Source organism: Marivita sp. (assembly GCF_051859345.1).
Classification (GTDB): domain Bacteria; phylum Pseudomonadota; class Alphaproteobacteria; order Rhodobacterales; family Rhodobacteraceae; genus Marivita.
In genome coordinates this window covers 76,435-102,650 of the sequence record NZ_JBHYFV010000005.1, presented here as the reverse complement: position 1 = coordinate 102,650, position 26,216 = coordinate 76,435, and the positions used below count along the sequence as shown (strand labels likewise).

Annotated in this window: 14 protein-coding genes; all 14 read right to left on the bottom strand. The window is 57.0% G+C overall.

Going from position 1 to position 26,216, the window contains the following annotated elements:
• The gene (locus ACTIEN_RS05365) at positions 1 to 4,581 is read right to left on the bottom strand and encodes a MupA/Atu3671 family FMN-dependent luciferase-like monooxygenase (RefSeq protein WP_439522081.1); all 4,581 of its coding nucleotides are present in this window, start codon (positions 4,579 to 4,581) and stop codon (positions 1 to 3) included.
• A 3-nt stretch (positions 4,582 to 4,584) separates the two neighbouring features.
• Positions 4,585 to 5,604 (bottom strand): glycosyltransferase family 2 protein, encoded by a 1,020-nt coding sequence (locus ACTIEN_RS05360; protein ID WP_439522080.1) that lies wholly within the window; start codon positions 5,602 to 5,604, stop codon positions 4,585 to 4,587.
• A 5-nt stretch (positions 5,605 to 5,609) separates the two neighbouring features.
• Positions 5,610 to 12,086: an SDR family NAD(P)-dependent oxidoreductase gene (locus ACTIEN_RS05355; protein ID WP_439522079.1), complete on the bottom strand. Its 6,477-nt coding sequence runs from the start codon at positions 12,084 to 12,086 to the stop codon at positions 5,610 to 5,612.
• 106 nt (positions 12,087 to 12,192) lie between these two features.
• On the bottom strand, positions 12,193 to 13,551 hold the full coding sequence (locus ACTIEN_RS05350) for an oligosaccharide flippase family protein (protein WP_439522078.1): 1,359 nt from the start codon (positions 13,549 to 13,551) through the stop codon (positions 12,193 to 12,195).
• On the bottom strand, positions 13,551 to 14,423 hold the full coding sequence (locus ACTIEN_RS05345; protein ID WP_439522077.1) for a glycosyltransferase: 873 nt from the start codon (positions 14,421 to 14,423) through the stop codon (positions 13,551 to 13,553). Before ACTIEN_RS05345 ends, ACTIEN_RS05350 begins: the two co-directional genes overlap by 1 nt.
• Before the next feature lie 96 nt (positions 14,424 to 14,519).
• On the bottom strand, positions 14,520 to 15,992 hold the full coding sequence (locus ACTIEN_RS05340) for a hypothetical protein (protein ID WP_439522076.1): 1,473 nt from the start codon (positions 15,990 to 15,992) through the stop codon (positions 14,520 to 14,522).
• Positions 15,993 to 16,282: 290 nt separating this feature from the next.
• Positions 16,283 to 18,043, bottom strand: coding sequence for a hypothetical protein (locus ACTIEN_RS05335; protein ID WP_439522075.1), 1,761 nt, complete (start codon positions 18,041 to 18,043; stop codon positions 16,283 to 16,285).
• Entirely contained in the window at positions 18,036 to 18,902 is an 867-nt protein-coding gene (gene motA / locus ACTIEN_RS05330) for a flagellar motor stator protein MotA (protein ID WP_439522074.1), read from the bottom strand. Before motA ends, ACTIEN_RS05335 begins: the two co-directional genes overlap by 8 nt.
• A 33-nt stretch (positions 18,903 to 18,935) precedes the next feature.
• Positions 18,936 to 20,036 carry a flagellar basal body P-ring protein FlgI gene (locus ACTIEN_RS05325; protein ID WP_439522073.1) on the bottom strand — a complete coding sequence of 367 codons (1,101 nt, stop codon included), beginning with the start codon at positions 20,034 to 20,036 and terminating at the stop codon, positions 18,936 to 18,938.
• On the bottom strand, positions 20,033 to 21,037 hold the full coding sequence (locus tag ACTIEN_RS05320; protein ID WP_439522072.1) for a hypothetical protein: 1,005 nt from the start codon (positions 21,035 to 21,037) through the stop codon (positions 20,033 to 20,035). Before ACTIEN_RS05320 ends, ACTIEN_RS05325 begins: the two co-directional genes overlap by 4 nt.
• Before the next feature lie 11 nt (positions 21,038 to 21,048).
• Positions 21,049 to 22,497 (bottom strand): flagellar hook-associated protein FlgK, encoded by a 1,449-nt coding sequence (gene flgK / locus ACTIEN_RS05315; RefSeq protein ID WP_439522071.1) that lies wholly within the window; start codon positions 22,495 to 22,497, stop codon positions 21,049 to 21,051.
• Positions 22,498 to 22,524: 27 nt separating this feature from the next.
• Positions 22,525 to 23,826 carry a flagellar hook protein FlgE gene (locus ACTIEN_RS05310; protein WP_439522070.1) on the bottom strand — a complete coding sequence of 434 codons (1,302 nt, stop codon included), beginning with the start codon at positions 23,824 to 23,826 and terminating at the stop codon, positions 22,525 to 22,527.
• A gap of 103 nt (positions 23,827 to 23,929) precedes the next feature.
• Positions 23,930 to 24,733: a flagellar motor protein MotB gene (locus tag ACTIEN_RS05305; RefSeq protein ID WP_439522069.1), complete on the bottom strand. Its 804-nt coding sequence runs from the start codon at positions 24,731 to 24,733 to the stop codon at positions 23,930 to 23,932.
• 94 nt (positions 24,734 to 24,827) lie between these two features.
• A complete protein-coding gene (locus tag ACTIEN_RS05300) occupies positions 24,828 to 26,069 on the bottom strand; it encodes an NAD(P)/FAD-dependent oxidoreductase (protein WP_439522068.1) in 1,242 nt (413 codons plus the stop codon).
• Positions 26,070 to 26,216 lie beyond the last annotated feature (147 nt).

The following is a 26,216-nucleotide window of genomic DNA, read 5'->3' as shown; positions in this document are numbered from 1 at the left end:
TCAGGCTTGTCTGCGCGCCCGCATTTCGCGGCGGCGCGCCATGGCATCGGCACGCGATTGCGCCCGGTCGGATGCGGCGGGTTGTGGAATGGCGGTGACGGTTGCAACCCCTGCGGCGGATTGTGACGTGCCACCACCAAGTTTGGCTACGCGGTCGGCCAAGGCCCCCAGCGTTGGAAACTGGAAGATGTCGGTGATTGAAAGCTTTGCCACATCCAACCGCTCGCGCAGGGCGCGGTGGGTTTGCACCGCCAAGAGAGAATGGCCTCCCAGATCGAAGAAATTATCCTCGGGCTGGATTGTCGAAACGCCAAGTACTTCGGTCCAGATCGACGCGATGCGCGCGCGCAAGGCATCATCGGCCAGACCGTCGCCGTTTTGCGGCGGGGTGATCTTTGGATTGGCGGGCCGCACCGTGGCTGCTGTAGGCGCGGGTAATGCGTTGCGGTCGATCTTCTTGTTCGGCGTGATCGGAAAGGCGTCAAGCGTCACCACATGCGCCGGGATCATGTAGTCCGGCAACCGCGCAGCCAGTGTGTTGCGCAGGGTCTTGATGTCGGTCTCTGTCGTCGCGGTCAGATAGGCCACCAGCCGCACATCGCCGGGTGTGTCTTCGCGTGCCAGAACGACGGCGTTTGTGACGCCCTGGATATCCTGAATGGCGCTTTCGATCTCGCCCAGTTCAATGCGGAATCCGCGCAGTTTCACCTGATGATCGGCGCGCCCCAAGAAGTTGAGACGACCGTCAGGACGACGTTGGACAAGGTCACCCGTTCGATAGATCCGCCCGTCCCCGAAAGGATTGGCGCGGAACCGATCCGCGGTCATGTCTTCGCGCTTCCAGTAGCCGCGCGTCACGCCATCGCCACCGATCCAGAGTTCGCCCTCTTCACCGAATCCGAGCGGTTCCAGCACATCGTTGAGAACAAAAAGCTGTGTGTTGGCGATGGGACGTCCGATATTGACCGTTGCCTCGTTGGTTGTAGCGGTTTCTGACGACGACCAGATGGTGGTCTCGGTCGGCCCGTACATGTTCGTGATGGTCGCCCCCGTGGCCTTGTTAAGGTCGGCGACCAGCGCACCGGGCAAAGCCTCGCCTCCGAGGAAGAGATGTTTCAGACCGCCCAATTGAGCGCAGGCGTCATCATCCATTGCAATCATCCGCGCCATGGACGGGGTGCATTGCATGTGGGTGACCCCGTGACGTGCCAGCATCGCAGCAATCGAGAAATCGGAGTCTTCATGATCCACGGCCGGCGTGGATTGGCGCACCACCTCGGCCAGCGGTTTGAGACCTTCAAGAACCTGATCGGTGGCAATACCGTAATCTATGAGGCAGGCAATTTCGGACACGCCGATCTGCCTGAGTTGCGAAACCCGTGTCAGCGCATCTTCGATGGTGCCAAAAAGGCCGGAGTCGTTGAAGTACCGCTCGAATGCGAAATCAAGGATACCTTCAAGATCTTCTTCGCTCAGATCCCCGAGGTTCAGCTCGAACGGGTTCTTCACACCTTCGGGTTTCTTGAACGCCGGAAAGGCCCATGCGTATTGCTTGATAAGTCCAGCGGCAGAACGCAGGTAATCCTTCATCGGTTCGCGCGCGATGTCACGCGCCTCTTCGCGGCTAGCGGCAAGACAAGTGTGCAGCATCAGTGTGACACTGAAATCGTCCGGATTGTGCCCTGCCTCGCGCAGCGCATGGCGGTAGAGGCCGATCTTTTCCTTAACTTCATCAATGGATTGGCCCAGCAGGTGTGTCAGGACATTGGCCCCGTTGCGCCCTGCCTCGCGCCATGTTTCAGGGTTTCCAGCGGTTGTAACCCAGATGGGAAGTTCTTTGGACACGGGGCGCGGTTGGGTGACCACCTCGTGCATCTGACCATCTTTGCGCGGGAAGGCGACGGGTTCGCCCCGCCACAGCTTGCGCACTTGGTCGATGGCTTCGAACATGGCCGGTTTGTTGTCGGGCGGTGTGTTCTCCGGGCGCAGGACAAAATCATCGGGCTGCCAGCCGCTTGCAATCGCCATACCTGCGCGACCGTTGGTCAGATTGTCGATCACCGCCCATTCTTCGGCAATGCGGGCCGGATGATGAAGCGGGGCAACACAGCTGCCCGCGCGCACACCGATGTTCTTGGTGACAGCAGCAACGGCAGCGCCTGTCACGGATGGGTTCGGGTAAGGGCCGCCAAAGGCGTGGAAGTGGCGTTCCGGTGTCCAAACGGCACAGAAGCCGTTGTCATCGGCAAATTTTGCCCCCTCCAGAAGCAGGCGGTATTTTTCCGGACCTGCACCGTCATCATTGCCCCAGTAATAGATTGAAAAATCCATGCCATCGCCGCTCTTGCGCGCAGCTCCGCGCGAAATCACGCCGCGCTGGTTCGCACTGGGCAGGACAACCTTGATGCCACGCGCCATGGTATAGAACAGTTCCAGCACGGAAATGTCGAAGCTTAGGCTGGTGATGGCAAGCCATGATGCGTTTTCACGATCCGGGATAACCGCATCCATACCTGCATAGAAGTTCAAGACATTGCGGTGTTCGACCATCACACCCTTGGGCAATCCGGTCGATCCGGAGGTGTAGATGACATAGGCCAGATTGTCGGCGGTTGTCGTCGGCGGCGGGTTGTCGATGGGGGCTGAAGCCAGTCGTGGATCGCGATCAATGACCAGCAGATCGGCTTTGGTTTCGGGCAGGTCGGCTTGTAGGGCGCTTTCGGTGATGACCACGGATGTCGCGCTGTCGGTCAGGTAATGCGCAAGGCGATCCTGCGGGTATTCCGGGTCAAGCGGAAGGTAGGCGCCACCGGCCTTGAGGATACCCAGGGCACCGGCGATCAGGTCTGCGTTGCGACGGCAGTGCAAGCCCACCATCGTATCTGGTTGAACCCCCATGCGGCGCAGAGTGTGCGCCACGCGATTGGCATGTTCGTTGAGGGTCGCAAAGGTGATTTCGCTGTTTTCGAACACCAGCGCCACGGCGTCGGGTGTTGCAGCTGCCAAAGCCTCAAATGCCGCGTGCATCGTGAACGGCCCGCCAAGGTGCCGCGCCGTGCTGTTATGCGTTTCAAGAACATCCCGGCGTTCACCGGGAGGCAGCGTGTCAATGGCTTCGGGCGATTTTCCGTCCGCCAATTGATCAGCAATCCATCGGACACGACGGATCAGAATCTGGGCGAAGTCGGGCGCGATACGGCCTTGGTCGATATGTGCGGACACGTCGGCATCAGCAAGATCAAAGGTGATCGCAGCGCCGGGAACCGGTCCAGCGGCCAGCGACAGACCCAAGGCAGGCGCTTCAAGCGGAGTCAGCCCAGGATCGCGCAGCGGAAGATCCATGGCGAAACCTGTCTGCACAGCCGATATGTCCAAGCGCAGGGCCTCTGCCGTGACCGGCACCCAAGGGCTGACAAGGCCATGTTTCGCGGCGCGGATCAGCTGTTCATTTGTCAGCGCCACAACTGCTCCGCACTGGGGGCCCAGTCTATCGGTCAGCACCGCCAAAGCCCGCGCGAGGGTATCGGCGTTGATTTCGGTGGGGACAGTCGTGATTGCAGTGTCGCCCGAGAGCGAAAATGGCAGCGACAGCGGAACTGCACCCGCAAGCGTTCGACGCCAATGCCCTTCGCGCTTTGCAACAACGCGCATCGTCTTCGTGATGGTGTCACGATCCGTGTCAGACAGTGTGGGAAGCACATCACCCAGTGCCACATGCTGTGTCGGGTGAACCCGCTTTCCATTGGCCAAGGTCAGACCAGAGAGCCGCAGCGCGGCATCGGCAAAGGCGACCGTCAAGGTTTCTTCATCCATGTCGATGACAGTGCCTGGGGCCGCGCTGCTGGCAGTCTTGGTGGCCTGAGTGATGTGAACAATCACATCGCCAAGGCGCAACTTTGGCACGCATATCGGGTTCCAATAGGTGCCATGATCCAACGCCCGGATCAGGCGCAGCATGGCATCCGCCGATTGGTCAAAGCGCAACAACCCGTTGGCATCTGGCCGATCACTCAGCGCGTGATAGCTGCGCTGGGTCATGTCCTGTGGCTGACGGTGTGGACAGCCATTGGTCAATTCGGATAGCAGATCGGCAAAGCTGGTCAGGCCAGCCTCGTAACATTTTGTGTTGAGCGTCAGGGCCGTGTCTTCGGGCGAAACTTCGACCCCGCGTTGAACGAGGATATCGCCGGTGTCCACGCCATCGTCGATCAGATGCCAGGTGATACCATGCGTTTCTTCCCCGTCGATCAGTGCCCAGATCGGCGCATTGAGACCAGCACGGCGCGGTAAGGGTCCATCATGAAAATTCACCGCGCCCTTGCGGCCGAGACCAAGAATTTCAGGCGGAAGTATTTTCAGGTTTGCGATGCTGAGCAACCAGTCAACAGATACGTCGCCAAGCCGCGCAGCCAAGTCTTCCCCATGCCCTTCGACCCGGATGTTGCGGCTATGCGCCCATTCCACAAGGTCGGGATTGTCTGTCACAAATGCAGTCAGTCGATGACCCTGCCCCAAAAGGGTTTCCGCGCAATGTTGCGTCAGGCTTTCGTCGCCGATGATGATGGTGTCAAATAGGGTCATAAGTCAGTCCACGCTGGTCTGAAGGGTGGTTTCGGGGCGCGTGCCAATGGCACGGATCGACGCGTCCGGGGTCGGGCGGAATAGCGCACGGGCATCATGCACAATCATGTCACGCACAAAGCGGTTCGCGTCCGTGTTCGGTTTACGTTCGAGCAGTCGACGCAGGCGCCAGAGCGATGTGCCGCACACGTTGAGCATGGTGGCGGCAATGGCATAGGCGCGACCATAATTCTTGCTGTAATAGTACCATCGGCTTTCGTACCAATAGGACGGTGTGCGTTTCCAGCTGCCCATGCCGGTCGAGACTGAACCGATATGGCAAACACGGCTTTCGCGCACGAAATGCACCTCGTGACCCACACGCTGTGCCCGAAGGCAAAGATCGGTTTCTTCGAAGTACAAAAAGAAGGTTTCATCAAACAGCCCGATGTCATTCAGCACATTGGTGCGCGCCAGCATGGAAGCACCAACGATCCAGCCAACGGGACCAGAGGCAGCCGGGACATGCAGCGGCAGCACATAATGTTTCAGCGCTTTTGTGAATGGCCCCATCCGCACGGAAGCTTCGAATTCAGAGGCAAGGCCGGGAAAGCGGAACGCGCTGCAATGATCCGCGCCGTCTTCGCCGTAGATCCAGCTTCCCGCGATGGCCACTTTGGGATGGGTTTTCAGATAGGTTACGAGCGCCGCGATTGATCCGGTCTCGACCTGTGCATCGGGATTGAGGATATAGACGAATTCAGCCGTGGGACAGATTTCCAGTCCGGCGCGGATGCCGAAATTGTTGCCTGCCCCAAATCCACCATTATGCCCGGATTGCAGGACCTGCACCTCAAGGTGTTCCGGCCATGACGCCGCTTGTACGCCCTGCTGCATCCTATGGAAGGAATCGTCCGGAGAGTCGTTGTCGACCAGAACAATGGCTCCGCCGAACCCGGCCATCGCAGTGGCCGCCGATTGCGCCGCCACAACCGCCAGGCCGGGGGTCTTATAGTTCAGAACAACAACGACGATATCCGTCATACACTTTACTCCGCGGCCTGAGTGGCCTTGAACGTCAACACTTTGCCCTTGCCGTCTATCGCCGCTTCTGTGGTGGCCACCACGTTGCGCAGGTAGCTTGCCAGCACCCGGACGTTGGGTTCCAATACCATACTGTCATGGTCGCCCGGTACTTCGAATACGTCGATCAGCGGCGTGTACTGGCCCCAGTCGTTGTCTTCGAAGAGATAGGCGCGTTCGTGGTTGACCCAACGATCCCCAGACACTTTCCAGGTTCCCACCAGCGGCGGCCGGAAAAGCGCAACACGCCCATCCCAGGGCTGCATGTCATAGGTCGCAACGGCTTGCAGGAAGGCCTGTTCAATCTCGGCATTGTGGAAGCTGTGCGCGGTTCGGGTTTCATCTGAGGCTTTGCGCTTTTCGAGTTCCCACTGGATTCGATTGCGCAGCCAGACAAAGGGATATGTGACACCTTTGCGCCGGGTTTCCTGCCACTGGATCAGCAACCGGTCCTTGCGACCAAGCGGTCGGCGTTGAGGCAAAGGTGTGTCCAGCAGGACAACCAGCGCAACCTCGTCGCCCATGGCCTTGAGTTGATGCGCGATGTCGTATGCGGTGATCCCGCCACCCGAGAAACCACCCACAAAATAGGGCCCATCGGGTTGGACCTGTTTCATCTCGGCGATGTAGTCGCGCGCAGCATCTTTGATCGACATGTGCGGAGTTTCATCGCCATACAGCCCTTTGGCCTGAAGCCCATAGAATGGGCGATCCCGTCCAAGAAGCTGCGCAAGATGGCGCAGGTTCAGGACGTTCCCGAACATGCCCGCGACAAGGAAAAACGGCGTTTTCGTGCACCCTTCTCCATCATGCATCGCCACGAGGTGCTTGAAGCGTCGCGTCTTGGGTTTGGGTTGGCGGGCAGTTGTTTCGGTGGTGTCGGAAATCCCCGTGCGCTCTTTTATGAGGGAGGCACAGGCACGGATTGTCGGGGCTTCGAACAGGATCGAGATCGGGAAATCGACACTGTAGGTCTTGCGCACCTTGGCAAACAGACGCACCGCGATCAGGCTGTGCCCACCGAGGTCAAAAAAGCTGTCTTCCACACCGACGTTTTGCACACCCAGAAGGTCTTCCCAGATCCCGACAAGCGTTCGTTCCACCTCGGTCTCGGGCGCAACATAATCGCCATCGAGCTGCGGGCGGTCGAATTTCTGCGACCCGGACGCGGCATCAGTAGAAACTCCGGCCTGGTCGATCAACGCGTTCATATCAAGCGAGGACACGATGATCTGTGAGCCGGGTCGGTCCAAAGCACGCCGAAACGCCTCTGCGCCGTCCTGCGGAAGAATCCCTTGTGACAGGTTGTGCTGGAATCGTTCTTCGGCTGCGGACAGTGGCTGCGTCGACTTGCTGAAATCAGCGGGCTCGAATTCAGCTTTGCTCAGCTTGAGTGGTGCCGTCAGCGCGGACATATTGCCCAATCGTTTGATCGAAAATCCTTCGATCTCGATGCACACGGTACCATCGGGCATCGCCAGAGTGATATCGAAAGACGCGGTTTCATCGTCATTTCGGTTGCTCGCAGAGGACCGAACCCAACTGACGATACGTTCGGGCAGGCGGTGGTAGACTTGCACCAGATCATAGGACACCGGCACCCACAGTTTATCAGCGCGGTATCCGTCGATCAGTTCCATCGCCCAACCCGTTGCGATATCAAGAAGGGCAGGATGGAAATGCCATCCTTCGTCATTGCGTGCTGTGGCGTTGAGCGACAGATCGGCAATGCCTTCGCCCTGTCCATAGGCGCAGCCGTCGAGAACCTTCCAACGTGGACCGAAGGAAAGTTGGGTTTCCTGCGCCGCTTTCATCTTGTCGCCATTGCTTGCGCTGCGTGCGGCGCCACAGCGCGCACGGATCGCTGTGATGTCGAGCGCTTTTGGCTGCGCTTCGGGGATCAGCGACAGATCGGCGGTGACCGTTGGGGCAAAGCCGTTGCGTCCATCAAGCGCGCAACTGCCCAGCACATCCATGTGATAGCCATCATCACGGCGTGCCATGCGCAGGCGAATATCACGGTGTCCAGTTTCAGCAACGTAGAGCGGCCGCAGGAAAGTCATGTTGCGAATGGCAAAACATTCGGTTTCCCCTTGTCCGCGCAAGGCCTGAGAAGCGAGCGTCAGGTAACCCGCGCCAGGAAAGAGCGCATCGCCCTGCTTGGTGCGATGTTCGTCTATGAACCAGTCCTGCGTGGAATACCGCGCCTCGAACAGACGGTGACCGGCGGGATCAAAGCCGGTCTTGTCGAGCAAAGGCAGATCAACCTTGGTAAAGGGGGTCGAGTCCGACTCTCCGATCCGGTCTGACAGTGCATCAGCTGCCATGCCGACCTCGGACCAGACGCCCCAATTGATCGCCACCACCCTTGTGGCGCCACCTTTTCGCGCATGGGCAAACGCATTTAGATATTCGTTGGCTGCGACATAGTCGATCTGACCCGCGGGCGCGGTTTGGGTCGAAGACGACGAGAACAACGCGATGAAATCGGTAGACCCGTCTGCAAAGAGCTGATCCAGAACCTTGGTGCCGTGGATCTTGGCCGAGAACACCTGTTCAACCGATGCTGTGGTTTTGGCAAGCAGCGGCGCATCATCCATCAGGCCGGCGGCGTGGATAACACCGTCGATCCGGGCGCTACGCGCAACACAATCCTCCACAAGCGTGGTCATGTCGGCCAGATTGCACACGTCAGCCGCATAGGTCCAAACGGTTGCGCCCAGCGCCTCAAGCTCTTGCACGGCCTGAATGCGGTGGGCGATCTTGTCTTGCGGCGCGTGGCGCTGCAGATAGCGACCCCACAGATTTCGATCGGGCAAAGCCTCGCGCGAGGTCAGGATCAAGGTGCAGTTTTGCTCTGCGAGCGATTTGGCGATGGTCAGGCCAATCCCGCCAAACCCGCCTGTGATCAGATAGGTGCCCTTTGCATGGATCACGGCCTTGGGCGCATGTTTGAGCGGCGTCTTCTTGAGACTCTGTTCATAGCGGCGACCAGCGCGAATGGCCGCAACTGTAGAGGCCGGATCAGCGATCATGTCTTCAATGACCTGATCGGTCAGTGTGTCCCAGGCTTTTGTGAAACCCACTTGATCCATCTTGCGACTGAACAGATGTCTGGCTGGTTTTTCCGGCACCGCAATGTCGATGGAGGACACGGTCAGTCCCGGAATTTCACGCGGAATAACACGGACTGGCCCGGCCATTATGGCCTTTTCCGGTGTCTTCAGAACTTCGTTCCCAACTGCCATGGCGTCGTTTGTGAAGACGGTGATCTGGGTTGGTTTCGGGAGTGTGTCGTCGGCAATGGCCTGAGCGATGAACATCAGGGAATAGAACCCGTGTTCCTGCATGCGGTGGAAAAAGCTGGAACCGGGGCGGTGGCTTTGATCCTTGGTGACGCCCCAGAAATGCGCGATGCGGCTGGGGACAAGACCACGGGCCAGCATATCCCGGAACAGCAGATCATATCCTTCACGCCCACGTTCGGGAGCCAGCACATAGGTAGTGTCATCTATGCGCGCAAAGCTGTCGCCGGGCCATACTTCGACAATGGAATGCCCAGCCGCGCGCAGACGTTTGACCGCGCGGGTTGCAATTCCCGCATCATCCATGAAGACCAGAAAGCTTTGCGCATCGGCGTTTTCAAGATCGGTGCGAACATCCACAGGAGTGTCGGCATATCTTGGTCGCCATGTCGGAATCCATCCCCAGTTTTCGACCCCGTCGATCCGGGTGAGGAAGCTGGATACCGATTGGTTCTGCGGCTGGCCTGGTTCGATAAAATACCGCGACCTTTGGAAGGCGTATGTGGGCAAGGGCACCCGGTTGCGGCGAGCCTCACCCCAGATCTGGTCCCAGTCAAAATCGCCGCCAAGCGCCCAGATGCGTCCCAGCACTTCCAGCATGTGGCGGTCGTCTTCGACATCTTCCTCGGGATGACGCAAGCTTGACAGAACCTGATTGGCCTTGATGCCATCGCTTTGACGCGCAAGCGCAGAAAGCGCTTTTCCAGGTCCGACCTCAAGGTAGATCCGGTTGGATTTATCCGAGAGCGACTCAAGACACTGCGCAAAATGCACGGTGCCCCGCAGGTGCGAGACCCAGTAGTCCGGGCTTGTTGCCTGATCGTCCGTCATGATCGCACCGGTCCGGTTGGACGTGATCGGTATCGACGGCGCGTGTAGGGTGATCCCCTGAAGGTAGGCACGGAAACGATCAAGGATCGGATCCAGCATGCGCGAATGCGCTGCAATGTCGATCGGGATGCGCTGAAAATCGATGTCCCGGCTTTTCAGCTCTTTCTCGAGGGTCATCAACGCGGCGCTTGGGCCAGAGGCCACGCTTAGGCCGGGGCTATTGATCGCCCCCAGATCTAGCGCATCCCCCAACAGCGGTTCGAGTTCATCCTGCGGGAGCGCAACCGAGATCATGCCGCCTTTGTCCACGGTGTCGAACAGGCTTCCGCGCAAGTGAACAAGTCCGATGCAATCCTCGAATGACATCACCCCGGCCACGCAAGCTGCCGTGTTTTCACCCATGGAATGGCCAGCAAGCGCTGTCGGTTGAACACCCCAGCTGATCCAAAGCTGTGCAAGGGCGTATTCGACGATCATGATCAGAGGCAGTTGCAGAGACGGCTTGCGCAATGCTTCGGACGCCTGCGCTTCTTGCTCTGGCTCGGGCAACCAAAGCGCGCGAATATCCCGGCTTTCCAGTGTTTCCAGATAATCAAGACCACGGTCCATCCATTCTGCAAAGACCGGTTCTGTCTCATAGAGGTCACGCCCCATTGAGACATATTGAGCCCCTCCGCCCGGAAACAGGTAGACGACATCCGGTTTGGACAGCGCGTCATGCGTGTGAACGCGGCGGTTGTCATTCTGTTCGAGCAGGCGTGCGGCCTCGAGGTGATCAGACGCGATCACGATGCGGCGTTTCTCAAATGCCCGCCTACCCTGCTTGAGGGTCCAGGCGACATCCGCAAACGGCTGGTCAGGATTGGCACGAAGATGTGCCGCAAGCTGTGCTGCGTTGGTGTCAAGCGCGGCCTTGTTGCGGCCAGAAACGGTGAGGATCTGAAAGGGCCACTCGCTTTGGTCCGAAGCTGCGGCGGGGGGTGCCTCTTGCAGGACCACATGGGCGTTGGTGCCACCGACCCCAAGGGAATTTACGCCAGCCCGGCGCGGGTGATCGGACTGCTGCCATTCTGTCAGACGATCATTGACGCGGAACGGCGATGTCTTGAAATCAATCGTCGGGTTCGGTTTTTCAAATCCAAGGCTTGGAGGCATCTGGTGATGATGCAGCGCCATCGACGCCTTGATCAGGCTGGCGACACCTGCTGCGGTATCAAGATGCCCAATATTCGTCTTGACCGAACCGATCCTGCAATGCCCGACCTTGTCGCTGGTGGTCTGAAAAGCCTGGGTGAGTGCGGCCACCTCGATGGGGTCGCCCAAATAGGTGCCGGTGCCATGGCATTCGACGTAGTCGATGCTGTCAGCGGTCACACCCGCGATGGCCTGCGCTTCGGCGATGGCGTTTGCCTGACCGTCAACAGAAGGTGCCAGATAGCCAGCCTTGGCCGCCCCGTCATTGTTGACCGCGCTGCCCTTGATGACGGCCCAGATGTGATCCCCATCAGCCAGTGCATCAGACAATCGGCGCAGCACGACAACACCGGCTCCGGACCCAAACACGGTCCCCTGCGCGCGATGGTCAAAGGCGTGGCATTGGCCATCCGGCGACAGGATTTCGTTCTCCTTGTAAAGATATCCCTGCCCTTGCGGCAGTTCGATGGTGACCCCACCCGCAAGTGCCATATCGCATTCGCCATTGAGCAGCGATTGGCAGGCGTAATGCGTCGCCACAAGAGACGTGGAGCACGCAGTCTGGACGTTCACCGAAGGACCATCGAGATCAAAGATGTGGCTGACCCGTGTAGTCAGGAAGTCCTTGTCGTTTCCTGTGTGGCGCAACAGGAACATGCCAGTCGAATCAACAAGATCCGGATTCGAGCACAGATTGACGTAGAAATAACTGCCCATGCCACAGCCACCGAACACTCCGATCCGACCATCATGGCGTCCAGGCATGTGACCGGCGTTTTCCAACGCTTCCCACGCACATTCGAGAAATTGGCGGTGCTGCGGATCCATGATTGCTGCATCTTTGGGTGAGAGCCCAAAGAAGTCCGCATCGAAGTGATCGAACTTTTCCAGTCGCGCGGCGTAGGGAACATAATCACGGTGCCTCAGCAGACCCGGCGGCACACCTGCCTCGGTCAGTTCATCCTCGGTCAGACGGTGAATCGAAGACACACCATCCCGCAGGTTTCGCCAATAGTCGGCCAGCGATGCCGCGCCCGGCAAATGGGCGGACATACCGACGATGGCGATGTCCCCATCCGCGACCTGAATCGGTGCGGTTGCTTCATTCGTCATAGTCATACCCTAGGCCCCTGCGAGCAGCAGTATCTCACAAATATGATCAAAATTGGGCACTCCGAACGGTCTCGGCCAGTCTTTCTGACGTTGGATATATTACGATTTAAAGCGCAGCCAGTTCGGCCAAGTCGCTGGCATTGACCCAAAGGGCAATCGCGATAATTCCTCCGCCGACGGCCGCATACACCAAGTCATGCTTGGGATCCCACGCGCCGACATGACGGGCCATCCAGACCACAAACGGATAGGCCGCGAGCCCGGCCACCCCCTGACCGATCAGCGCACCAAAGAGACCACCAAGCGCCAAACCTACGACAAGACAGCCCAGGGTCAACACGGCGCGGGCGGCGGACAGAACGAAGAAACGCCGCGAATCGCCGGCGGCAAGCGCGGCCTGTTCGTAGGTCAGAACGAGCATTTGCGGGATCTGCATTGCGGCAATCAACACGACAACGGCACCGGCCATCGCGTACCGTGGATCATACATCAGGTTGATCAGGACCACCCCCGCCAGTGATACCGCTCCAGTCAGCGCAAACATTGCAGCGGTCAGCAGAAAGCGCATTTTCTGAAGTTTGCGGAAATTCTCAACGCTCTCGGTTGGAGGACGCTCCCGGTATACCGGGATCAGGACTTTTCGGGTCATGACACCGCCCATCAGAAGCGGAAAGCTGGCAAGGAAAAACCCGATATTATAGATGCCGAATTGATCCAGAGGCAGGTATTTGCCAAGCAAGAGCTTGTCACCCTGCATGTAGAGAAAGCCGCAGATCGTGCTCAGGAAAATCCATTTTCCAAAGCCGATCAGCTCATCCGCCGACTTGCGCTCCCAATGGAAGCTATTCCTTTGCCCCGGCAGGTAGAGATTGTAGAGCGCCAGAAGGATCGACGATGAGGCGATGCCACTGATCACAAGTGCCCAGACCGAATGGAGATACCACGCGAGGATCACCGCGATGACGATCCCTGAAGCCTGTGCGATCAGATCAAGCCCGGTCAAGCGACCCAAGAGCAGGTGCCGGTTGGCCGTGTCAATTCGCGTCGGGTTGAAACCCGAGATCAAAAGGCTGATCCCGGCGCAGGGCAGGATCCACGCCAGCAACGGCTCTTGGTAAAGGCCAGCGACCGGGATCGCGATGATACACGCGAAGGCCCAAAGCATGACACCGCGCATGACCTGAATGGTCCAGGCAGTGTCGAGAAATTTCTGATCATCGCCACGCTTGGACTGCATGATCGCCGGACTGACACCAACGTCGGAAAACATCGCAAGCCCCTGCATGATGACAGCAACAAGCGCCATCAGGCCGAACGCTTCGGGAAAAAGAAGACGGGTCAGGATCAGGTTGGACGCAAGCCGCAGGGCCTGCCCCATGCCGTATCCGCCCAGTGTGAAGATCGAACTGCGCATGAAACGCGCGTTCAGAGAACCACCGCGAAATCTGGAAACCAACGCTTCCATCACCGCCCCCTGCTCCAGTCTCTATTGCCTGTGTCGGTCACGCGCACCGCAAGGGCAACGCCAGAATAGACGGCGAACCCAACCGGGTCTTTCAGGGCCAGCTTCACTTTTTCGAAAAGCGGAAACTCAGGTTTGTCGTCGTTGCGAAGCAGGTCGGGAAACCTTTCCCTGATCTCGTCCACACCGGCGTCCTGGCGTCTGCGCACACGGACTAGATTGTTCCAGCCTTCGACCAGCGGCCATGAATAGGATGCCGCGACGCCCACCCTTTCTTCCGGGCGGAAATTCAGCCTGACATATGTGTCGTCAGAAATAATGTCCGGGAACGATCCCCAGCGCATCCGGCCCGCAGCGTTGACCGCAAACAATCCGGCACCTGGAACACCGTGCCTCATGAATGGCACCTTGGCATAGATGCGCGCATAGGCGCGGGTCGCCCATGTCTGCGGATCAACCAAGCGCAGGCTGCCGCTGGCGTATCGCGGTTGCGCCGTGTTCAAGGCGGAATACAGATCCCGCAACAGCTGTCTGGACACCTCGACATCGGCGTCCAGATAGACACGGATGGCACTGCGCGCGATCTTGTCACCTGCGTTCAGCGCGCCAAGCTTTCCGCCTTCCTTGCGATCCAGAACGCGCAAATCCCATCCTTTGGCTTTAAAAGCCTGCTGCACGTCTAACGCAGTTTCCGCTGTCCGGTCGTGGCTGCCGTTGGAAATGACGATCGTCTCGAACGCGCCTGAGTGATCCCAATCACTTTGCAGAACCGCGCGCAGGCACTGCCCGATCAATGCCTCTTCATTCGAGGACGGGATCAGAACACTGAGAACCGGTTTGGGTTCGGTTTGGTGACCGCAAGAATTCGGCGGCATAAGGGGGCAATTCCTAAAGTGTCACAGGACCTGCTGGAGATGTGCCCGAGTTCCATAAGATGATGGCAAATTTAAGGATAGTGGGAAAAACGCACGTTATTCATCGGTGAGGCTGGCCATTCCGGATCGCAAGGCGGACCAGCGCGGGCTGTCATCATTCAGGTGTCGCAACGCACCCCAACTGCCCCATTGGCTTGGCGGTGCGACATCCACAAACGCGTTGAATGGGCTGTCTGTCAGGCCAGCCCAAATGGTCAATGCATCCCGGTAAAGCGACCCCATCTGTTCAGAATAATTGAATTCAACAAGGAAAGAAACAAGCCGTTCATCCTCGATCGCCATACCGATTGGCACGGCATGGGTGCCGCCTTCGTACATGATCAGGTCCAGTCCAGCCGTCCTTGCCGCCTTCGCATGGTATGGCCAAAGCGTTTGTGTCAATTCGCGCAATGACCCGTTCCGCACCCGCTCTGCCGCGTCGTCTGCGACACCTTTGAACCGGTTTTTCAATACATGTTCTCGAAGTGCGACGCGCGACAGTCCTTTCGCCTGACCATCAGACGCGGCCAGCGACTCTGCCTTTTCGAGCGTGGACTTCAGCGTGTCTGACTCCCCCAGTTCGTATCCGAAATAGCCTGTGACAGCATAGGCATCGAACATTTCTGCCGGTGGAAAACCAATCGTGTCCCGCGCGTGATCTCCAAATAGGGTAGCCTGTTCCAGTTCTGGCCAGCCCGTGTGTACAGACACCACTCGCCGGATCCTTTGGTCGGCCTCTGCGCCATAGACCTCTGTCCAGACTTGCATGACTTCCGCAGCCCGCATGCCGTAATACTGCATCCAGCCATCACCTGCCTCGCCCCAAAGTGCCTGAGCTTTTTGTTCGGCCCATCGCGCCTGTTCAAAGATGAAATTCCACACCTCGTTCGAATACTCGACATGTGCCGTACGCTCGGGATCAAGGCTTTCCTTCACTGTTTCCGCAAACTTTTTGACCAGATCATTGTCTGCCAAATGCGGCAGCGTAAACCACGGATCCGCATCCATCCGGTTGGCAAGATCAATCATCACCGAAAGCGGAACACCCCGCCACGCAAAGCTGAAATCAGTCGCAACGGGTAGATCCTCCCAAGTCCGAACCTTGGAATCATTGGTGTTCATCCAGTCCATGAACCGGACGGTGTCGACCTCACCCAGTCGATCAAGCCAGTCTGGATTAAAAACGGCACCCGCCTCAAACGCGTCTAGATGCTCTTCCTTGATCACACGAATATTGCGGATCGGATCGCTCGCATCCGTGGCACTAATCGCGATACCAACAGCACCGGGTCCTGGCGAGTAACTGAAAACCCGAAGTCCGTCTTCCCGTTGAATGACCCGCCCACGACCGGTCACCGACAACGTTCCTTTGCCATCGAAAGTGAGGTGGTAACGCCCGGCCAGATGTGTCGCATCTTCGGGTTGGTCGGTGAAGATCAACGTCTCGAGTTTGGTCAGACCAGATGGAATGACCTGGGGCCATCCGTCCGGATCAAATACGCCATCGTTCAGCATGCTTTCGAAATCCATCCCACCCCATTGGTTGGGAAGGTGACCGATCCAGGGACGCGCGGTTTTCATCGAGTCGATGAACGGATGCTGGGTTGACCAGTCGGAAATTCCATTCAAGCCAAAGGAGATGCGATTGGATGTGCCGAGGTTCTGTGCGTGTGCGGTGGCAGAGACCAATGTTACCCACACCCCTAACAGCAATGATGAAACGAACCTGAAGGTCATGCGGCCTATTACTTTTCTCTGTATTTCCCTCTTCAGATAGCAGCGACCGGATCAGTTTTCCCATGTTTTTTCTGACAGCGTGGCTAGTTTCCAAATTTTTCGGTCAGCGCCTTGCGAACTGATCCTGCAGTTTCAAGCTGTTTCCGGGCAGTTGCGACAGTCAAAGGATCGGTCTCTTTTGGCTCGATCGCAACCTTGTTGGGCGTGTTCATGGAAGATTCAATGTCGTTGGCGACCGCCCGGCTATCACGACTGACAGGTGGACTTGTCGTCAACGACGACTCCAATGGATTTGTCGCAAAAGTCCGCGAAAACAGCCGGGCTTCAGCGCCAAATCCTTCTGTCTCAAGGCGGTCTGAAATCCGCTGCAGATCTGTCGGGGACGGCCGTGGGGTAAGATCCGAGAGATTTGCCAAGGCAATTTGGACGAAAGTCACGCTATCTGCATGGGTGACAAGATGGTCCAGAAGTTCCGCAACCGAATGTGCCTGCTCGGTATCGGACAGGGGGTTTTGGGAAGTCAGGTCTGCAATCGCATCGAAATACCGCTGGTGATCCAGATACGACGCGAACGTCGCCAACCAGCTTTCTTTTTCAAGATCTGTGCCGCGCAACTCCAGCGTCACTGCTGCCAGCCTGTCTGGATCAGCCATATCCATATCGACCTTATCAGCCAAATTGGGCGTGCGTTCTGCAAGCGCCAGTTCCGCGTTTCGATGCAGAGTCAAGGCAGGGAAAAGTGCGGAAGACGCCTCCTCCAACAGCCATTCCAATCTTGGATAAAGAACAATCTGAAGCCCAACTGGCAGCTTGCCAAAGCTATGCAACAAATCCAGTTTGAGGTCCTTGGGGACATCAGAACCGACATATGAGGTTGCAACCAAAAGATCGGCCAAAGGATTACATTGTCCAAATCGTGTATGACGCGGCGAATCAAGTCCGCTAAGTCCATTGACGAAGTTCGAGAACCGCGTGGTCTCTTCCAGGGTTGGACGAAGTGCTTCAAAGGCATTTTGAGCCTCGTCGAACAATCCCTGCGAAAGGTATTCAACAACCCAATCCTGAAACGCGGCCCGGTCACCCTCCATTAGCGGAAGCTCACGACCCTCAATGTGATCAATACCGCGACCCTCCTCTGACACGCTTTCTTCGAAAGACGTTTCGATCAAAGTCCACACTGAGTCGGACCAGAAGCAAGGTTCTTCCGGCTTACCGGCTCTGTCGTCAGATTGAGCTTTCGTCACTGGATTTTCAGGAGACATAATCACGTCATTCGCAAGAGTCCCGACATCTGAAAATCCAGAGATATGAGAATTCTGGCTGACTTGCGCGGCGATGCTTTTTGACAGTCTATCCACAACCGAGAAATCAAGATCGAATATCTCTGACGCGTTCACCGGCCGTGAATGTGTCACCAAGGAGTCGGGGAAACCGCCGGGCGCAATAGGCAATTCCGGAAGCAACACAACCGCTTCATCCGCCCGTTTTTTGATATCTATCACGATCAGGCGTTCGTTTTCGGTGTCCAACTGAGGCTCGCAATCGCAATTCAAAAGCAACTCCAATCCACCCTCCGTCAAGGTAAGCCGATCAACCCGCTTTGCGCTCAGTCGATCAAACATCTTGCTGACATCGAGCACGTCAATCACCGGAGTCGTGCGCAGGTTATATTGCCGTTCTCCAATCGCGAATAGTTCAGTGCCAAGGATTGGCCGTTCCGTCGAAATGGTCAGACGCGTGAATTCCGCATGTTCTCCGCCGCGCACAACTGCGGTATTCGCGGCGGCGATTTGTGGGCTCAGACACCAAATCAAGAGCAGAACCGCCAGAAGGTTTCTAAGCATGGCTTTTCAGCGAACGCAACGCTTCGTCCAGTGCGGCGAAGTTCGGCCTGAAGTGATGGGGGATGCCCTGACGAGCAACTTCGAGGCAGATCTTCGGTGGGTGTTGGTGAAGATGGGACACGAAGACTTCCTTGATGGTCCGATAGAAATTGATGTCATCATCTGCCGCCGCCTTCACCTTGAGCGCGAAAGGGGCCACCAGACAATAGGCCAGGAACACGCCAAGAAATGTCCCCACCAAAGCGCCACCAATTAGTTTTCCAAGGACTTCAGGTGGCTGGTCAATGGAGCCCATGGTCTTGATCACACCCAATACCGCAGCCACAATTCCCAGCGCAGGCAAGCCATCTGCAATTGACTGCAAACCATGAACCGATTGTTCAAGGTGATGTTTTGTTTCATCGATCTTCTTGTCCAGAAGCTCTTCCACCTGCATCGGATCGTCGTAATTCATCGAGGCCGACCGCAGCGTGTCACAAATGATGTCCAACGCTGTGTGATCTTTCAAAAGCTTCGGAAACTGCGAAAAAATGTCCGATTCCTTTGGGTTCTCGATATGCGCTTCAAGCCCGACTGGATTCTTGCGCGCCAGATTGATCAGCTGATACAGGACCTGAAGCAACTGGTTGTAATCGTTGGCCTTCCACTGACTGCCTTTGAACACCTTCATTGTGTCTTTGCCAGTTTGTTTGAGCGACGCAAAGGTGTTGCCCACTGCGAAGGCCCCGACAGCGGCGCCACCAATCATCATCATCTCGAATGGGAGCGATTTCAGAATGATACCAAGCTTACCACCCGCCAACAGATAGCCGCCGAAAACCATCACAAATGTGAAAGCAATGCCCGCCAGTGCGATCATTTGAATATGTCCTTTTCTCTGAGCAAAGTGCGTTCACATCACGACAAATTCGGCATGCAACGCACCGGCTGCCTTGATCGTTTTCAAAATATCGATCAGGTCGTTTGGCGTGATACCAAGCGCATTCAATCCGGTGATCACGTCAGACAGTGTCGTTCCACCCGGCACTTCGGCCAACGACACGGCTGGTGTATTTGCGATTTGCGCACCCGTTCTTGGAACAACGACTGTTTCGCCTTCCGCGAATGGGTTGGGTTGCACAACGACAGGTTGTTCCTGCACGGTTAAGGTCAGGTTACCCTTCGATACCGCAACACGCGACACGCGGACGTTTTCGCTGATCACAATGGTACCCGATCGCTGGTCAACAACAACCCGAGCAAGCGTATCCGGTTCGATCCGCAGATTTTCGATTTGTGCCAACAGATGCGCCGGAGAGCGTTGTCCGGATGCGTTCAGATCCACGGCAATTGTTCCAGAATCGGACATGTTTGCAATTGATGCCCCGGTGGCCACGTTTATGGCCCGCTCAACCCTGTATGCTGTAGAAAAATCCGGGCTTTTCAGAGCGATGGTCAATGATTGCATTTCGCCGAAGTCAAACGCAACTTCCCGTTCGACAATCGCCCCAGACGGTATGCTTCCGGCAGTTGGGACACCCTGAACAGTGCGCGCTGCGTCACCTTCGGCGACAACGCCACCTGCAATGATCGAACCTTGCGCCACTGCGTAAATCTGCCCGTCGGCGGCATTTAGAGGTGTCATCACAAGAGTTCCGCCACGCAAGCTTGACGCGTCACCGATGGCCGAGACGGTGACGTCAATCTTGCTTCCGGCGCGCGCGAAAGGTTGCAATTGGCTGGTGACGATTACCGCCGCCACGTTTTTGGCGCGAAATTGTTCTCCGGTGACATTGACCCCAAGCCGTTCCAGAATGTTGGACATCATGTCTTCGGTGAACGGTGAATTGCGCAAACCGTCGCCAGTACCGTCCAAACCGACCACAAGCCCGTATCCAACAAGATCATTGCCGCGCACGCCTTCGAAATTCGCCAGGTCTTTAAGGCGGACACCCTGCGCCAATGACATTACCGGCAAGAGCAGCATAATGATTGCACTCAGCATGGTTCTCATCTCAGATACTCCGCCAGAGAAGTTCGGCTTTGGCGTGCTGCAATGCGATAGAACACTTCCAATTGCTGTTGCGCGGCTTCGAATTCCGACGCTGCTTCGAACTGATCGACACCGATCAGTGACAGACGATCGATGGCAAGACGCGCCAGTTCTGAATCAGTTGTCACGCGGGCATCTTCGACGATGGCTTCGGTCAATCCGAGGCTGCTGCGTTCTTCCGTGAGGGACCGGTCCGACCGCAACAGGTCAATGCGGGATTGGTCAAGCAGGCGAGTTTGCGCGCCCTGGTCAAGCCCAAGACCGGAATCGCCTGCCAATGCCCCTTTGGCCAGAGCCTTGAACAGGTCTCGCATGGTTTCACCGTCCGCGCGCAGGCCAAAGGTTGCCGTGTCACCAGCGCTAAGGGGCAGCGTCATGAACCCTGTATCCGAACCTTGATAAACTGCCGTCTCGAACGTCCCTCCGGGTGCGTCGAACCATGTGTCTATTGCTGTCAAGACATCTGCGGCCGTAGCCGCACCGGCGACATCGGTCCGCAACATGTCAAGCAAAGCCTGCCCGTTGGGAAGCGGTTGCGCCCGCGTCGCTGAACCGGAAAAAAGAGACCGCCCGGCAATTTCGGAATTCACTGCATTCACGGTATCCACGAAGACACCTGCCGTAGTCTCGGAGAGTGTTTTCAGTTCGGACGAATGCTGCACTTGAGAGACCAAGGATAAGCTTGCAACAAGCTGACTGGTCTGATCCTGAATTCGCCCCAGCGTCGATTGCATGGCACCGGCGAACAGGGACGCCTCTGCGATTCCGCGTTGGTGTTGTTCCAGCAGAACAGCTTTGCGATCAAGAAGTGACAGCGCCATCGTCGCACCGCCAAGATGGCGTGACTTGTCCTTTGCCAGACCTGTGGTTGCAGCTTCTGCCGCGGTTTCGGCGCTGTTGCGCAGGTCGCTCTGCAACCGACTGGACAGCATGTATGAGGCAAGATCACCAATCGCGCGCATAGAATATTCCTTCAAATTCTGAGAAGTTCTGACAGCATGTCATCGACCACCTGCACAACCCGTGCATTGGCCGCGTAGGATTTCTCCAATTCGATCAATTTTTGCAGTTCCTGATCGGTGTTTACGCCATCCGCCGCGACCGACTGACGAACAGCATCAAGATGTGCCGAAGCAAAGTCCCGCGTGTCCTGTAACCTGACGCGGTTGGATGCAACGTCACTGCTCAGGTCCTGAAGGTGGCCGACAAGCGACTGGGGTGAGGTGCCCAATGCGGGCGATCCGGGAATACGCGCCAGGGACATCCGGGATTGCAAGGCAAGAAGAAGTCCGGCTTGGCCAGCGTCCCCTTCGGAAAGAGAATTGATCCCGTCACGCCACCGCCAAGGATCCGCATTTGAACTGCCAAGTGCAGAGTTCAGAGAAATCCTGCCTGCAAGGCCTGTTTCATTTGCCGTTGTGAAGGCCGAACCCGCGTCAGTAAAGACACCCGCATCACCCAAGGCGAGGGTTGTATCAGGACCACCTGGGCCAAAGCGTTCAATGGCATCGCGCGAGATTGCGTCAAGACGAGTCTGAGTTTGTGGCGCAATGATGTCGCGCAGTTCGAATTGTGCGCTGAGCACCCCGCCCGACATCATGCCGGATCCGGGAATATCGACGGCTAGTCCGTTGATTTGCAATCTGGACAGCAAGCCATTGCCAACCGTCATATGCGGCAAGACAGTCGTCGGTGTGTCAAATCCGAACTCGACCGCGTTTTCGTCCAACAAGGTGCGGCCCTGAGCGGTGAAAACGGCGATGACACCGCTGTCGCGTTCAACCACATGAAGCGGTACGAGTTCCGAGAGATGATCTAGAACGGTGTCCCGCTGATCCATCAGGGCATGCGCATCTTGCCCCAAATGTTTTGCCGTCATGATTTGCGTATTCAGTTTTTCGAGCCGTGAAAGACCGGTGTTCAACTCTTCAACTGCGGAAGCGATTTGCTGGTCCGCACGGGACCGCAGACCAGAAATCCCGTCACTGGCGTCACGAAGTGCTGATGCGAACCCCTCGGCCGCGAAAGAGATATTTCGCAAGCGCGTTTCCGAAGATGGGTCAGACGCAGCCGACAGAAGTGCCGCTTCAAACCTGGTCAGTTTTTCAGAAACCGAGCCGAGCGTATCGACACTTCCGACCAATTGCTCCAGGTCGGTACCAAACGCCGCAAAGGCCGAATTTGCGGAAAAATCTGCCATGGCAAGGCGTTTTTGATGGGCCAAAATGGGGTCGTACTGACGCGTGACCTGGGCCACACGCACGCCACCCGAGGTTTGGTTGACATCCGTTGTTAGGTTGATTTCCCGACGGCCATACCCTTCATTCAATGCGTTCGCGATATTTGCAGAAATGACCGTTGTGCCGCGTGCGTTCGCGGTCAGGCCGCTCATCGCGTTGGAAAGTGCGCCGGAGAGACTCATGACGATGTCCTTGTTCGGTTATGGGCTTCAGCGTTTGATGTTGGTCGCTTCCTGCAACATCTCATCGACAGTCTGGATGACCTTGGCATTCGAGGAATACGCTCGCTGTGTCCGGATCAACTCGGTCAGTTCATTCGCGATATCGGTTGCCGATTCTTCGAGCGCGAAGGACAGGATGTCCCCGGTTGATCCGTTGCCCGCATCCCAAAGGAAGAAGCTGCCGCTTTCAGGTGTTGGCATGTATAATTGGCTTCCGGCGGCCGCCATTCCGTTGGGGTTGGGGATATCGACCAGCGGAACCTGATACAGCGTGCGTGTAGTGCCCGTATCGTAGAACGCGTTGACCAGACCCGTTTCGTCCACTTCCACCGATGTCACCTTGCCAACCGGTGCGCCATCACGGCTGATGTTAAACGGTGCAAAAATATCCGACAATTGCGACAAGCCTTCGTTCAAACCGAGGCGACCAATATTGATGTCAATCGGACCACTGGGCGCCGTGATCGTCAGAATGCCGGTGTCTTCATCGTAAGGGCCACCAGTGACGTCACCGACACTCAGAAGGGTTCCACCAAGTGTCCTCGCATCGTCGAATTCCAGATCGTATTGGCCGATAATTGTCGCAGGATCAGCGCTATCCACAATTTCGAGTGTCCATTGATTGGACGTCCCGGTTGCAGGGACAACCGGAGTGAATGTGAACTCCAGTGTCTCGGCCCGACCAAGGTTGTCGTAATATTCGATCGATTGGGTCAGCGGATCACCCAACCCGCCTTCTTCAGTTTCGGTCGCGGGGAGATTGATACCCAATTCGATCCGCGTGGTTGGTTCTCCGCTGAACTGGTTGACGTTGATACGCACAGGTTCCAGCGCTTCACTTGTTGCGCGGGGATAGTTGGGAATGCTCCCATCCAGATTGGCAGGCCATCCCAGAAGTACCTGACCGGATGCAGTACGCAAATACCCGTTCGCATCCGTTCTGAACGACCCGGTTGTCGTCAGAAACATTTGCGGAGTCTCAACACCAGACAACACCTCTGTTGCCTGAGCAACAGGAAGGAATCCCCGGCCACTGACCGCCAAATCCGTGGCGTTCGACGTTGTTGCGATGGCACTGTTCTGGTCGATGTAGCGCTGTGTCGTGGTGCGCACGCCGCCAGCGGTATAGGTGCCACCACCCGACGTCACGACCATTGAATGAAAATTGGCCTCGACCCGTTTGTATCCGGGGGTTTGCGAATTGGCGATGTTGTCAGAGATCGTGGCCAGACGGGTTGCGTGAGACGCAAGGCCAACGACGCCCGCGCTGAGAGAAGAGGAAATCGACATGAAACGCCTTTCTGGTGTGGGTACACGTTGTCCTCACACCATTAGGGCGATGGGTTTAACGGCGGCCTAACGGATAAAAATCGATCTACTTCATCGGATCGGATCAATATCGCAGGTAAATGACCTCAATCCGGTTGTTGCGATCAGCCATGAGGTTGTCGACGATCGGTTCGCGGTCACCGTAGGCGGTCACCCGACGCAGGCGATCTGGTTCAAGCCCATACCCCGTCAACAGCTCTGATATTCGGAACGCGCGATCTGCTGACCAATCCCAGACTGGATCGTCGATCCGCACGACAGGTACCTTGGCGACATGGCCTTCGATTGCAATTTGATTGCTCACAAGTCTACTGGCTTCGCGGACAGCATAGACAATCTCGTGAAGCAGCTTGGTTGGTTCAGCACCATCCGTGAACAATGGATCGTCCGGGGCGTCGAAGAACTCGAGGACAAGGCCTTCGTCGGTCACCCGTGTGACGACATGTCGAAGCCACCGGTCTTCGACCATGCTTTCGCCCCCCAGACCAAGAAGAATGTCCTGCATCTCTTTGAAGGCCTGATCTTGCGCGTCTTCATTTTCCGAGTTTTCAGTGGATTCCTGCAAGGAACTGGCCCCAACACCCATCCGGGGCAGTACATCGTCGGCAAACACGCTGTCGCCCATGAACATGCCGTTCGAGCCACTGGATAAGCGGCTGATCGGGGCGGTCGGGCTAAAGTAATCTGCGATCCCTTTTCGTTGTTTTTCCGTCGTCGCGTTCAACAGCCACATCAGCATAAAGAACGCCATCATTGCGGTGACGAAGTCGGCATAGGCCACCTTCCAGGCACCGCCATGATGCCCGCCCGCAACGATCACTTTCTTACGCTTGATAATGACTGGCGCGACATTTCTGTCGACCGCCATTCCCTACACTCCTTACGCCCCGCGATTGGGATAGCAGGAGGATGTAAATCCCAGCTTAACACTTAAAAATCGAGGTGTTTGGCAGTACAGATGCTCAGCGTCCAAAGCGATGCGGCGCGAACGGGGTCAGATCCTGATTGGTGGGCTGGTTGGCAATCAGACCTGCCACCATTCGCCCGGTCTTGGGGCCAGCAGTCAGCCCGACATGCTGATGACCAAACGCGGTATAGACCCCGGTTTGCCGCACTTGTCCGATCAGTGGCAAACTGTCAGTTGTGGCTGGCCGGTGCCCCATCCATGTCTCTTCCCGATCGAATTCGAGTAACGGAAACGCCTCTTTGATCTGACGTCGCAACAGCGCGAAAGGCGCCTCTGACGGTCCTGCCTCTAGGCCGCCAAGTTCGACAATTCCAGCGCACCGCAGACCTGCCTTCATAGGTGTGGCGACAAATTTACCGGAGGATATCATCGACGGCGCGCGGGGGCCGCCAGAGGCATCGGTCATCACGATATGATAGCCGCGTTCGCTTTCCAGAGGAATGTTCAGGCCCAAGCTGGACATCAGCGGTTTTGACCATGCGCCTGACGCCAGAACCACGCTATCGCACTCTATGGGACCGTCCGGTGTGATGACCCGCGGCGCCATGCCTTCACGTGTTTGGATGTCCTGCACGGTGGCCTGAAGTACGCGCCCCCCCATGTCTTGGAATTCCTGTGCCAATCCAGCGACATAGCCACCGGGGTCAACGACGAAACCATGATCCTTGACCACGGCAAGACATGTGATGCTTGGACCAAAATTCGGATCGAATTCCTGAACCGCGGACCCGTCGATCAAAGTCGGCTCGAACCCGTGTTCGCGGCGCAGTTCCCAGGAATAGCTGTCGGCTTCGAATTCCGAACGGGATGCATAGGCATAAGCGTAGTCGCTTTTCCTGAGGAATTCGCGCGCCTTAAGACCTTCGGTCAGGGCAAAGTGCTGGGCAACAGTATCAGCCGTAATGCCGTTCAGATCAGCCGCAATGCGACGCGTGTCGCGGTCATTCGCATGTTTGAGATACCGCACCAACCATGGGGTAATGCGCGGCAAATAGGACCAGCGCGCGAAAAGCGGTGAATTGCGATCAAGCAGCATTTTCGGCGCCTTGCTGATCAAACCCGGAGTCGTCACAGGCACCATTGCGCAGGCGGCAAGCAGGCCCGCATTGCCAAAAGACGTACCTTGGCCCGGACCGTCGCGATCAATGACAGTTACTTCCTGGCCAAAGCGTTTGAGCCAGATGGCCGTGGAAACACCAACGATGCCCGCGCCAATGACGATGACGTGCTTTTTCATCTGGATCATCCCGTTCGTACCACAGAGCTTGCGGCGGCTGGGCGCAAAGATGGCATGGTTGTCCGGGACGGAACAAGCAGTGTGTTTCCGCAAGATGCTTGGCAGACCAATGACACAATGCGCGTCTGCCTTGAAATCCCGGCGCGC